At 56.0% G+C, this 12,754-nt stretch carries 8 protein-coding genes and 1 riboswitch; of the genes, 1 reads left to right on the plus strand and 7 read right to left on the minus strand.

Features of this window, described 5'->3' with window-relative positions; translation table 11 throughout:
- Positions 1 to 422: 422 nt before the first annotated feature.
- From ACKWMY_RS27185 to fabB, 7 genes are all read right to left on the minus strand, one after another.
- Complete coding sequence (locus tag ACKWMY_RS27185; RefSeq protein ID WP_409487417.1) at positions 423 to 3,566, minus strand: efflux RND transporter permease subunit; 3,144 nt, start codon at positions 3,564 to 3,566, stop codon at positions 423 to 425.
- Positions 3,563 to 5,005, minus strand: a complete 1,443-nt coding sequence (locus ACKWMY_RS27190; RefSeq protein ID WP_409487418.1) for an efflux RND transporter periplasmic adaptor subunit — start codon at positions 5,003 to 5,005, stop codon at positions 3,563 to 3,565. The genes ACKWMY_RS27185 and ACKWMY_RS27190 overlap by 4 nt, the downstream gene beginning before the upstream one ends.
- Positions 5,002 to 6,261, minus strand: coding sequence for a TolC family protein (locus ACKWMY_RS27195; RefSeq protein ID WP_409487419.1), 1,260 nt, complete (start codon positions 6,259 to 6,261; stop codon positions 5,002 to 5,004). Before ACKWMY_RS27195 ends, ACKWMY_RS27190 begins: the two co-directional genes overlap by 4 nt.
- A 10-nt stretch (positions 6,262 to 6,271) precedes the next feature.
- Positions 6,272 to 6,592, minus strand: coding sequence for a copper-binding protein (locus ACKWMY_RS27200; RefSeq protein ID WP_024531287.1), 321 nt, complete (start codon positions 6,590 to 6,592; stop codon positions 6,272 to 6,274).
- Between the two features lie 70 nt (positions 6,593 to 6,662).
- On the minus strand, positions 6,663 to 7,091 hold the full coding sequence (locus tag ACKWMY_RS27205) for a hypothetical protein (protein WP_409487420.1): 429 nt from the start codon (positions 7,089 to 7,091) through the stop codon (positions 6,663 to 6,665).
- Between the two features lie 191 nt (positions 7,092 to 7,282).
- The gene (locus ACKWMY_RS27210; protein WP_024531285.1) at positions 7,283 to 8,293 is read right to left on the minus strand and encodes a magnesium transporter; all 1,011 of its coding nucleotides are present in this window, start codon (positions 8,291 to 8,293) and stop codon (positions 7,283 to 7,285) included.
- Between the two features lie 59 nt (positions 8,294 to 8,352).
- Positions 8,353 to 8,523: riboswitch (M-box (ykoK) riboswitch) on the minus strand.
- A gap of 644 nt (positions 8,524 to 9,167) precedes the next feature.
- On the minus strand, positions 9,168 to 10,382 hold the full coding sequence (gene fabB / locus ACKWMY_RS27215) for a beta-ketoacyl-ACP synthase I (RefSeq protein ID WP_021806051.1): 1,215 nt from the start codon (positions 10,380 to 10,382) through the stop codon (positions 9,168 to 9,170).
- Between the two features lie 170 nt (positions 10,383 to 10,552).
- Here fabB and mnmC point away from each other — a divergent pair, with 170 nt between their 5' ends.
- Positions 10,553 to 12,574, plus strand: coding sequence for a bifunctional tRNA (5-methylaminomethyl-2-thiouridine)(34)-methyltransferase MnmD/FAD-dependent 5-carboxymethylaminomethyl-2-thiouridine(34) oxidoreductase MnmC (gene mnmC, locus ACKWMY_RS27220; protein WP_409487421.1), 2,022 nt, complete (start codon positions 10,553 to 10,555; stop codon positions 12,572 to 12,574).
- Positions 12,575 to 12,754 lie beyond the last annotated feature (180 nt).

Here is a 12,754-nt window from a genome sequence, read left to right on the forward strand (position 1 = left end):
CCACAGGGAGAGGGGACCGTTCGAGTTCGCTATTCGTTACAGCAACTTACCTGACCATGGCACTAATCAACTACCTTTTACCCTGCTAGCAGATTGATCACGGCACCTTGCCAGCTCCCTCTCACAAGGAAAGTGGACCGTTCGAGTTCGCTATTCGTTACAGAAACTTACCTGACCATGGCACTAATCAACTGCCTTTTACCCTGCTAGCAGATTGGTCACGGCACCTTGCCACAACACCGTGCCAGCTCCCTCTCCCTGTGGGAGGGGACCGTTCGAGTTCGCTATTCGTCACAGAAACTTACCCGACCATGGCACTAGATCAACTGCCTTTACCCTGCTAGCAGATTGATCACGGCACCTTGCCACAACACCGTGTCAGCTCCCTCTCCCTGTGGGAGAGGGTTGGGGTGAGGGGTCGATTACTCCACTTTTTCACCAGGTTTTTCATCCTTACGGTGCAGCAGCGAATACACCGCCGGGATCACCAGCATCGATAGCAATGGCGCACTCACCATACCGCCAATCATCGGTGCGGCAATCCGCTGCATCACCTCTGAGCCAGCACCACCGCCCCACATAATCGGCAGTAAACCGGCCATAATGGTCGCCACCGTCATTACCTTCGGCCTGACGCGCAACACCGCCCCTTCGCTAATCGCCGCCATTAGTTGCTGATGACTCAACGGCTGGCCCGGTTGACGATGTTTCGCCAGCGCCTGATTAAGGTACAGCACCATAATCACACCAAACTCCGCCGCCACCCCGGCAAGGGCAATAAAGCCCACCGCCCCCGCCACCGACAGGTTGTAATCGAGCAGATACAGCAGCCAGACCCCACCTATCAGCGCAAACGGCAGCGTCGCCATGATCAGCAGCGCGTCGCTCACGCTGTTGAAGGTGACAAACAGCAGCACAAAGATGATCGCCAGCGTTACCGGCAACACAATCTTCAACTGAGCGCTGGCGCGTTCCAGATACTCAAACTGCCCGGACCAACTGAGGGAAACCCCGGCTGGCAGCTTCACCTGCTGTGCCACCACCTGCTGCATCTCTTCCACCGCCGATTTCAAATCGCGCCCGCGCAGATCGACATAGATCCAATCGGAAAGCCGGGCATTCTCGCTTTTCAGCATTGGTGGCCCCTCGGTGATGCGAATATCCGCCAGTTCTGCCAAAGGTACTTGCCCACCGGTCGCCGTCACCACCGGCAATTCACGCAGCTTTTGCAGCGAATCACGGATCTCCCTTGGGTAACGGACGTTGATCGGATAACGGGCACGCCCTTCAATGGTTTCAGCGATGTTTTCCCCACCCACCAGCGTAGCAACCACCGATTGCAGCTCTTTCACCGAAACGCCGTAACGCGCCGCACGCTGGCGATCGATATCGATATCCACATAGCGCCCTCCAGCCAGGCGTTCCGCCAGCGCGGAAGTCACACCTGGAACCTGCTTCACCACCTGCTCAATCTGGCTGGCCGCCTGCTCAATATCGGCAATATTGCTGCCGTTGACCTTGATGCCTACCGGGCTTTTGATGCCGGTCGCCAGCATATCCAGACGGTTACGGATCGGCGGCACCCAGACGTTGGCAATGCCGGGCACCTTGACCACGCTGTCCAGTTCAGCCACCAGCTTGTCCATCGTCATACCGGGCCGCCACTGGTCGCGGGGCTTAAAACGAATGGTGGTTTCCAACATGGTTAGTGGAGCCGGATCGGTTGCCGTCTCCGCCCGCCCGGCCTTGCCAAAGACCGTGTCCACTTCCGGCACGGTTTTGATCAACCTGTCGGTCAATTGCAGCAGCCGTGCCACCTCACGGGCCGATATCCCCGGCAGGGTCGAAGGCATATACAGCAGATCCCCTTCGTCCAATGGTGGCATAAACTCGCTGCCCAGGCGGCTGAGTGGGAATAAGGTCAGCACCAACAGCAGAGCGGAAATCCCCAGGGTGGTTTTAGGCCGTGCCAGCACCGCCGCCAGCAACGGCTGATACATGCGGATCAAGGCGCGATTGATCGGATTGGCATGTTCGTCCGGAATGCGGCCCCGGATAAAATAGCCCATCAGCACCGGTACCAGCGTGATGCCCAATCCGGCGGATACCGCCATTGCATAGGTTTTGGTGAACGCCAATGGCGCAAACATCCGCCCTTCCTGCGCCTGTAGCGAAAACACCGGGATAAACGACAGGGTGATGATCAACAGACTACAGAACAGCGCCGGGCCAACCTCCACCGCCGCCTGCTCTGAGATGTGCCAGTAATCTTTTGAGGTGGGTTGCTGGCCGGGATGGCGTTGCCGCCACTGCTCCAGCACTTTGTGCATATTTTCGATCATCACAATCGCCGCATCCACCATCGCGCCGATGGCAATGGCGATCCCCCCCAGCGACATGATGTTGGCATTAACGCCCTGGTAATGCATCACCACAAAGGCACCCAGGATCCCCAGCGGCAGAGTCACCATCGCCACCAGTGCCGAACGGAAGTGGGACAGGAATAAAGCGCACACCACCGCGACCACCAGGAACTCTTCCAACAGCTTGAATGACAGCGTATCGATCGCGTTTTCGATCAGTTGCGATCGATCATAAACCGGCACGATCTCCACGCCCGGCGGCAGGGTGTGCTGAAGCTGTTGCAGCTTGGCCTTCAGCGCATTAATGGTTTCCAGCGCATTCTTACCATAGCGCATCACCACAATACCGCCCGCCACTTCACCTTCACCGTTGAGTTCTGCCACGCCACGGCGGATTTCCGGCCCCTCACGTAATTCTGCCACTTGTGACAACAGGATCGGCACACCGTCGCGGGCGGTGATCACCACGTTATTAAAGTCGGCGAGTTTTTTCAGGTAGCCGGAGGTGCGTACCATATACTCAGCCTCCCCCATCTCCAGCAGCGCACCGCCGCCTTCCTGGTTGGCATCCTGAATGGCGCTCACCACCTGCTGATGGGTAATATTCAGCGCCCGCATACTTTGCGGATTTAATATCACCTGATATTGCCGCACCATGCCGCCAACGCTGGCCACCTCCGCGACGTTAGGCACGGTTTTCAGTTCGAACTTGAGCGTCCAGTCCTGCAAGGCACGCAGATCTGCCAGGCTGTGTTTACCAGTACGATCGACCAGCGCATACTCATAAACCCAGCCAACACCGGTAGCATCCGGCCCCAGCGCCACTTTGACCTGCGGCGGCAACGAGGACTGCACCTGGCTGAGTGACTCCAACACCCGCGAACGCGCCCAGTAAGGATCGGTACCGTCTTCAAACAGAATGTAGACGTAGGCGTCGCCGAACATCGAGAAGCCCCGCACCGTGCTGGCTCCAGGCACCGTCAGCATGGTAGTGGTCAGCGGGTAGGTCACCTGATCTTCGATCACCTGCGGCGCTTTGCCCGGATAGGTCGCCCGGACGATCACCTGCACGTCAGACAGATCGGGCAGCGCATCCAGCGGTGCCTTCTGCAACGCCCATACGCCCCACCCGGCCAGCAGTATCGAAGCCAGTAATACCAACAGGCGATTGCGTATCGACCAGCGGATCACGGAGGCGATCATTGATGGCCTCCTTGCTGCATGATCTGGCTAATGTGCGAGCCATTTTCATCCACGCTAAAGTGGAACATCACCTTGCTGCCGATGCCAATCCCGGCGGGTAAGCCACCCGCAGGCAGGGTGAAATCCATGGTCATCGCGGGCCATTGCAACTCTGCGACCGGATCGTGCGACAGCGTGACGGTATCATTATCCACCGCCTCTACCACGCCCAGCGTCTGATACTGTTTTTCCCCCTCCTGCGCGGCCATCTGTGGCAAGGCGCTGCGCATGCTGGCTTCGGAATCAATCAGGAACTGGCCTGAGGTGACCACCTGTTGCCCGGCTTGCAGACCCTGTTTGATTTCTACCCAACCGTCCTGTGCCAGGCCGGCGACCACGTCAACCGGAGCAAAGTGGCCGTTCCCTTCCGCCACCAGCACCCGGTTGCGATCGCCACTGCCGATCAGGGCCTCCTGCGGGATAGCCAGCACTGGCTTGGCCCCGGCGTTTTGCGCCAGTTGCACCTGCAAATACATGCCCGGTTTCAGGCGCTGTTGGGGATTTTTCAGCACGATACGTGCTTTAAAGGTACGGGTAAGCGGATCGACGTTAGGCAGCAGCTCGCTAACCTCCCCGGTAAAGCGTTCACCCGGCCAACTGGCGGAGCTGGCTGCCACTGCATCGCCAACCTGTAACAGCCCGGCCTGCGCCTGCGGGTAATCAATCACCATCCACACCGGATCGAGACTGGCCAGCTCAAACAGGCCCTGCGTCGCGGTGACCTGCATCCCTTCCCGTGCGTCCAGCTTGTTGATAAACCCACTCTCCGGAGCGGTAATGGTAATGCGGGTCTGGGGTTGGCCACTGCGTTCAACCTGGCGAATGATGGCTTCAGGCATAAACTGCAATGCCAGACGCTGGCGGGCGGCAGAGGTCAGTGCGCTATCGCCCAGTTTGCGGATCGCCAGGTATTCCTGCTGTGCAGCACTCCAATCCGGGATCCATAGCTGTGCTAACGCTTGCCCTTTCTTTACCTGCTGCTGGCTGGCACGCACATAGAGTTTATCTATCAGCCCATTGGCCCGGGCGGCAATGACCTGCACGCCGCGTTCATCGGTTGCAACGCTGCCATAGGCACCAAGCTGCAAATTCAATTCACGCAGTTGTGCTGCCGTTGTACGGACGCCCAGATTCTGCTGCTGCCGGGCGCTGATAGTGACACCCCCATCATCCTGCTGCTCATCGGCATAGCGTGGCACCAGTTCCATATCCATAAACGGCGATTTGCCCGGCTTATCAAAACGCTGGCCTGGCACCATCGGATCGTACCAATACAGCACCTGCCGTTCGGCACCGCCGCTGGCGGGTTGCGCCGCGGTTTTTTCCCCGGCAAGCCAATAGCCGCCCATAGCACCGCCCAATAGGGCGGCTAACAGCGTCAGGCTAAAACGCATTTTCATGACTTTGCCTCCTGCACGGTGAGATAACGGATGGCGGCCCACAGCTGAGCCAATTCACGCGCGGCCTTACCGGCGCTAAGGCGGCTGTCGAGCAAGGCCCGGCGCGCCTCCAACACCGAGGAGAGATCGCTTTTGCCACTGCGGTATTGCGCCAGTTGCAGTGCCACACGCTGTTGCTGCAGCGGGATCGCCTGCTGTTGCTGACGCTGCCATTGCGCCTGCGCGGCCTGATACTGCGCCAGCAGGGTATCTAGCTGGGCCTGATGATCGCGGATCAATAACGTCAGTTGGTCGTTGGCCTCCATCGAACGGGAAACGTCAGCGGCATAGTCCTTATCCTGACGTTGGGAGCGGAACAGGGGCAGATCGACGGTAAACATCACACCTGCCATATCCTCATAGCCATCGGCCCGTTTGCCATACGACACCTCTATGCCCACATCCGGAATGGCGGCCACCTCAGACTGCGCCGATCGCGCCTTGGCCACATCGGCCTCACGGCTGGCCTGCACCACCTCTGGATGCTGTTTAATCGCCTGCCGTAACAGGTTGCTCTCGGCGGGCAGGCGCTCGAAGCGTGGCAACGGGCCACCGATCCCCTCCACCTGCTGCCCGGTCAACTGGGTCAATCGCGCCTGGGCGATGGTGACATCACGCTGCGCCTCACTAAGCCGATCCTGCATCGCCAACAGCGTCAAACGAGCATCGATAACGTTAGCGGCGGGCGAACTGCCACTGGCTACTCCGGCATGTTGCGCGGCGATCTGACGCTCACTCTCCTTGAGCAAGGCCGTAGCATCCTTCAGCGTCTGCTGGCTCAACGCCAACTCCAACCAGGCTTGTGCCGTCTGCTGCTGCAAGCGGGCGCGGATCGTCGCACTGCTGGCTTCGGTTTTATTGGCCTCGGCCCGTAGGGTATCCGCCTTACGTTGGCGTTTGGTGCTGCTGACATAATCCTGCATGATGCCAACCCGCTCCATGGTCATCCCCTCACGAGTCAAACGCCGGGCGTTACCGCCTTGTACCGGCACGTTTTCAATGCCGAATTTCAGCTTGGGATCGGGCAATTCCATCGCCGAATCCGCCATGTTTTGCAGCGCGTTCACCTGATGTTGATTGGCCGAAAGCTCGGCGGAATAGCGCTCAGCCGCCGCCAACGATTGCTCCAACGTCACGCCGGTTGCCTGTGCACTCGCCGTCCAACAGGCGAGCAGCAGCCAGCCCACCCGCAATGGGTGAGAAAGTAGTCTGGACATGGTGCCCCCGTTAGTCTTGGCTGGCGCTGATGGCGGTCAGCTGATAGCCGCCGCCAACCTGACGGAAGCTGAACTCCACCGCAGTCCCGGCAGCCAAGGCAGGCAACGGCGGCTGAGGCTGAAGGAAATTCATGGTCATCGGCGGCCAATTCAAGGCAGGGATGGCAGGATGGGCGAGCGACACTTTCTGCTCACCCCAGGCCTTAACGGTCCCTTTAGAGTGATAGACGGCGGCGTCTTGGCTGGCATGTTGGTGATGTTGCATCTCCGCGGCGGAGACAAATGAAGAGAACATCAGAGAGATGAAAACGGCAGTGATCAGATTACGCATAACGATAGCTCCATAAAATAGACAAAAACAACTCAGGTCGCCGTGCTGGACGGCAAAGCGGTTGGTTTAGCTATTCACGGAAGCGGCAGAAGACGATCTCTGCCGGTGGGCCTGCTATCGGAGGGGTTTGCCAATCGAGGCGTAAGAACTGTCCCTGGGGCTGAGGAGCGGCAACCAACAGCTCGCTGCTGGCAGGTATTACTGCCGCCAGGGCAAGATTACCGTGGTCCTGCTGTGCCGAATCTGGAACGCAGTGCTTTTCACACAGCGGCCCTTCGGCCTGCATCATCTCATTTGCTAGCGGATCGGCGGCCTGCATATGCATCGTATGCTGCGCGGCTGGCGCAACGGTGGTGAGTTGCAGGTCACAGTGATGGCTGGCAATCGCCAGTTGGCTGTTGAGCAGTAGCCAGCAGACGGCCAATAGCCATGCTGCGGCCCGCTTCTTGGCGAAGCGCAACCGATGCATGGATAATGAAATGGACGCCAAAGCCGACATGCAAAAATTCCAGATGAAGAAACTGCGCTGAGTATATCGGCAGAAAACCCTTTCAGGTACGGAATTTACACCCGCTGACAAAGCCGCCTCGGAACGATCCTGTAAACTGGAAATGCTTTGATTTCAGTCAACTACACATCTTAAAAATCCCGCTAATCATAGCAAAAAACCGGCTTTCGCCGGTTTACGTATTAATTTAGCCCCAAGGTCCACTGGGCTATTTTGAAGTAGATAATCAAGCCGGTGCCGTCTATCAGCGTGGTGATAAACGGGGCGGAGACTACGGCAGGATCCACACCGAAGCGTTTCAGTGCCATTGGGATCACGGAAGAGACAATCGCGGCCCACAGCGTAATACAAACCAGGGTCAAGCTCACGATGAGCGTAATCTCATAGCCGATCCCCATCATCCAACCACGGAACGCGCCAGCACAGGCCAACGTTAACGCGATCATCACCGAGGTCGTCATTTCCTTGCGTAGCACGCGCCCCACATCGCGCATGCGGACCTCTCCCAAGGCCATGGCCCGCACAATGGTAGAGGTGATTTGCGTACCGCTGTTACCACCTGTACCCACCAATAGTGGGATAAAGAAGGCCAGGGCAATCGCCGCTTCCAATGACTCTTCAAAATGCTGAATAACCGTACTGGTATAAGCTTCAGCGACGAACAGCAACAGCAGCCACACGCTACGTTTTTTCCACAGCTCGAAGGAGGTCATTTCAAGGTAAGGCTTATCCAACGGCAGGCTTGCCCCTTGCATATGGGCATCCTCGGTGTTTTCATCCTCAATAATCTGCGCTATTTCGCGCTCCGTTAAGCAGCCAACCAAGCGGCCATTATCGACCACCGCCACAATATCTAAATTATTATTGTCCACCAGTTTAGCGATATGTTCACGTTCGTCCGTGGGTTTTACATGGAAGAAGGTGGTTTCCATCATATCCTTGATACGCTCGCCATTATGTTCTTCCTGCAATAAGCGTTTAACAGAAAGTACACCCACCAGTTTAGTGCCATCTTCAATAAAGATTTGTGCGGGAATATCGTCGTTGGAAAGTTGATTAACGAATATTTTCCTGGCTTCGCCAACGTAAAGATCTTGATGCAGAACAAAGACTTTTTTGTTCATATAACGCGCGATGGCGTCGTCTTCAAAGTTGGCATTTTGGTAAAGGTCTTGCAATACAACATGTGACATTCTAGATACTCCCGATTGAAAGATGGAGTCTCATAGAGGCGACAAGACAGGACAGCGAAAGCCGATCCCCACGTCTTGGGTTTAGCACTATACAACGTATCCCCAGAGGGAAGTTACCTTAGCAATGCCTTGATTCGGCTAATGCTTGTTTTACCCTTGGTGGCCTCTCTCGATGCCATTAGAGCGGTAACTTGTGTTCGTATAGGAGCCTCGCCATAACGAGATCGTAAAGCTAGATAAAGCGTGGGCATTATGCCGGGTTTTATCTGATAGAGATAAAAAACGGAAATGTTGTTTATACGTCATTTATATGAAAAGCAAAAAATTAACATAATAAAAACATTATTATCACAGTATTTTTTAAGTTAAACGAAAAACGCAGCCTCGTTTAATTTAATAATGGCTGTTTTATTTTTGATAAATAATATGCTAGAGAGTCGTACTTTCAGGAGTTTTGTTTAAGCGTTATTTAGAATTACACACGGACCTGTCCCACAAGCAACGCCATTAATGACCCAGCCCTGACACCTATTATTGATTTTACAAAAATATAAAAATACTGACTCACACTGACATTTCAAGGCGTATTTTCACTCTATCAACGTCGATTAAATATCATTTTTATCCCATTAACGACCTGAATAAAGTGCCTATACTGCAAATAGATAATGAGGAGAATAACCTTGGAAAACTTAAAGCGCAGCATCATTGCGCTAACCCTTTTAACGGGGCTGATTGTGGCACGTTTCTATTTCTTCAGCTGACGCTTTATTGAACGAAAGCAGAATGTCGAACTGAAGCATTCCATCGTCTAGAAAACAAAAAAATCGGGTACGTCTTTAACGTACCCGATTGATAATATGACGCCCTACGCTTACTTCTGCAGTTTACGCATTACCAGCGTGGCGTTGGTGCCGCCGAAACCGAAGCTGTTGGACATGACCGTGGTCAGCTCACGCTTGGTTGGCTCGGTCACGATGTTCATGCCAGCCGCCTTCTCATCGAGGTTATCGATGTTGATGCTTGGCGCAATGAAGCCGTGCTCGACCATCAGCAGGCTATAAATCGCTTCCTGCACGCCCGCCGCACCCAATGAGTGGCCAGTCATGGCTTTGGTTGAAGAGATAGCCGGGGTGTTATCGCCAAAGACTTCACGGATCGCGCCCAGTTCTTTCACGTCGCCAACCGGCGTGGAGGTGCCGTGTACGTTCATGTAGTCGATTGGGGTGTCTACGCCCTGCATTGCCATCTTCATGCAACGCACCGCGCCTTCACCCGATGGAGCCACCATGTCGGCACCGTCTGAAGTGGCACCGTAACCGATGATTTCCGCATAGATATGTGCGCCGCGAGCCAGAGCATGCTCCAACTCCTCAACCACGACCATGCCGCCGCCGCCTGCGATAACGAAACCGTCACGCGCTGCATCATAGGTACGGGAAGCTTTTTCTGGCGTGTCGTTATAGCTGGTAGACAGCGCGCCCATGGCGTCGAATTCGCAGGCCATTTCCCAGCACAGCTCTTCACCACCGCCAGCAAAGACGACGTCTTGTTTACCCAGTTGGATCAGCTCAACGGCGTGGCCGATACAGTGTGCTGAAGTTGCGCAGGCAGAGCTGATGGAGTAGTTCACGCCGCGAATTTTGAATGGCGTAGCCAGGCAGGCAGAAACGCCTGATGCCATCGCCTTGGTCACCATGTATGGGCCAACGCCACGCAGGCCTTTGGCGCGCATACCGTCAGAACCCGCAACCTGGTTACGTGGAGAACCACCACCGGAACCGACCACCAGACCGGTGCGATCGTTGGAAACCTGATCGGCTGCCAGGCCGGAATCTTGAATCGCTTGTTCCATGGAGAGATAGGCGTAAACCGACGCGTCGCTCATAAAGCGCATCACTTTACGGTCAATCAGACCGGTAGTGTCGAGTTTAACATCACCCCATACGTGACTACGCATGCCGGAATCTTTCAGCTCCTGAGAGAAGGTGATCCCAGAGCGGCCTTCCTGCAGACTTGCCAGGACCTCCTGCTGGTTGTTACCAATGCTGGAGACGATTCCCAGGCCAGTAATCACTGCACGTTTCATTCAAGTACCTCTTCCACAATTTACATTCGGGATTTTGCATCGCACTTTAGCGTACAGATGTACGCCGAACAAGTCCGATCAGAATAATTTTGCATTATCTTTACCCAGTTTGCACCTCGGGGCTACCCCCGTTAAAATCGCTTTATCCCTTGAATTACGAGCAACCTACCGTGAGCAATGCCCCCATCCAAACCGCAGCGTTAAGCTGGAATGAACAAGGTACACCTGTTTCGAAACAGTTTGATGACGTCTATTTTTCCAACCAGGATGGGCTAGAGGAAACCCGCTACGTCTTTCTGGGGGGCAACCGGTTGCCACAACGCTTCAGCGATCACCCACGCTCACTGTTTATTGTGGCAGAAACCGGCTTCGGTACCGGCCTGAATTTTCTCACCCTGTGGCAGGCCTTTGCCCATTTTCGGCAGGAGACACCCGCAGCAAGTTTGCGGCGCCTGCATTTTATCAGCTTTGAGAAATACCCGTTGCAGTTGGACGATCTGGCGGCAGCCCATGCCCAATGGCCAGAACTGGCCCCCTTTGCCGATGAACTTCGCGCCCAGTGGCCTTTGCCGCTGCCAGGGTGCCACCGCCTGCTGCTTGCCGAAGGGCAGATCACGCTCGATTTATGGTTCGGTGACGTCAATACCCTGTTGCCACACTTTGACGCCAGCATGAACGATCAAATTGACGCCTGGTTCCTGGATGGCTTTGCGCCGTCCAAAAACCCCGATATGTGGAGCGAACCGCTGTTTGCCACCATGGCGCGTTTTGCCCGCCCAGGCGGCAGCTTTGCCACCTTCACTGCCGCAGGGTTTGTCCGCCGTGGATTGCAGCAGGCCGGGTTTGAGGTCAGCAAATGCAAAGGCTTTGGCCAGAAACGCGAGATGCTCACCGGCCAGCTCCCCACCGACACCCCGGCAAGCGTCAATCCAAGCCCGTGGTTCCTTCGCCCGGCAGCGGAGAATACCGACGATGTCGCCATTATTGGCGGCGGCGTAGCCAGTGCGCTCACCGCATTGGCCTTATTGCGCCGTGGGGCCAGGGTTAGCTTGTATTGCGCCGATGCACAGCCTGCAGAGGGAGCATCCGGCAATCGCCAGGGGGCGCTGTACCCATTGCTGAATGGCCGGGGCGATGCGTTGGAAAACTTCTTCTCCGCCGCCTTCCCCTTTGCCCGCCGCCAGTATGACGCCCTGCTGCAACAGCAGGTTGAGTTCGATCACCAGTGGTGTGGCGTCAGCCAATTGGCCTATGACGAGAAAAGCGCGGGGAAGATCGCCAAGATCCTGGCCGTTGCCTGGCCGCATACTCTGGCACAACAGGCCGATCGCGCTACGCTTAGCGCCCTGTGTGGGATCGATACGGGGTTTAGTGGCATTCACTATTCGCTCGGGGGATGGCTGTGCCCTGCTGACCTGACGCGTGCCGCGATTGCCCTGGCCGAACGGCAGGGATTGGTTTGCCACTATCTGCATACGCTTTCCGATCTGAACCGCAATGATGAGGGTTGGCAGTTGCATTTTGCTGAGGGTGAAACTCACCAACATGCGACGGTGATCCTGGCTAACGGGCACCAACTCACCACTCTGTCACCTAGCGCCGCACTACCTGCATATGCGGTGCGCGGCCAGGTTTCACATATTCCCACTACGCCAATCTTAAGTGAGTTAAAGCAGGTACTGTGTTACGACGGTTATCTGACGCCGGTGAATCCTGGCAATCAGCAGCACTGTATTGGTGCCAGCTACCTGCGCGGTGAATCAAACACTGAATATAGCCAGGCAGAGCAAGAAGAGAACCGCGATCGCCTGCTGCGCTGTCTGCCAGAACAGAACTGGACGCAAGAGGTGGATATCAGTGGTCAGCAGGCACGCTGTGGCGTACGCAGCGCTACGCGAGACCATATGCCGATGGTCGGTGCCGTGCCGGACTATCAAGCCACTCTGGCGCTGTATGGCGATTTACAGCTGCAACGCCAGCGCGGTGAAACAATTGCCGATGCGCCAATGTATCCGGGGTTGTTTATGATCGGAGCCTTGGGCTCACGCGGCCTGTGCTCGGCGCCGTTGGCCGCGGAGATTTTAGCGGCTCAGCTGTTTGGCGAACCCTTACCGGGGGATAGCGAGATGTTGGCAGCGTTAAACCCAAACCGCATGTGGGTCAGGAAGCTACTGAAGGGACGCGAGATATAATGGCTCCCCTCACCCCAACCCTCTCCCACAGGGAGAGGGAGCAGTACAGAGTGGCAATTAGGTACAGAGTTTAACCTGTAGCTCGTTAAATTCTCTTGCTAATTGATGTGACGCTGCGGGCAGATTACTGGAGTAAAACGGTGGCACGTTCGGTCTCCTATCCCACAGGGAGAGGAGGCT

This window comes from Serratia sp. J2 (assembly GCF_046269175.1).
Classification (GTDB): Bacteria; Pseudomonadota; Gammaproteobacteria; order Enterobacterales; family Enterobacteriaceae; genus Chania; species Chania fonticola_C.

Coding starts and splice junctions, on each gene's coding strand:
- ACKWMY_RS27205 (WP_409487420.1), bottom strand. CDS start 7,091: ATGTCGGCTTTGGCGTCCATTTCATTATCCATGCATCGGTTGCGCTTC.
- ACKWMY_RS27210 (WP_024531285.1), bottom strand. CDS start 8,293: ATGTCACATGTTGTATTGCAAGACCTTTACCAAAATGCCAACTTTGAA.
- ACKWMY_RS27195 (WP_409487419.1), bottom strand. CDS start 6,261: ATGTCCAGACTACTTTCTCACCCATTGCGGGTGGGCTGGCTGCTGCTC.
- fabB (WP_021806051.1), bottom strand. CDS start 10,382: ATGAAACGTGCAGTGATTACTGGCCTGGGAATCGTCTCCAGCATTGGT.
- ACKWMY_RS27185 (WP_409487417.1), bottom strand. CDS start 3,566: ATGATCGCCTCCGTGATCCGCTGGTCGATACGCAATCGCCTGTTGGTA.
- ACKWMY_RS27200 (WP_024531287.1), bottom strand. CDS start 6,592: ATGCGTAATCTGATCACTGCCGTTTTCATCTCTCTGATGTTCTCTTCA.
- ACKWMY_RS27190 (WP_409487418.1), bottom strand. CDS start 5,005: ATGAAAATGCGTTTTAGCCTGACGCTGTTAGCCGCCCTATTGGGCGGT.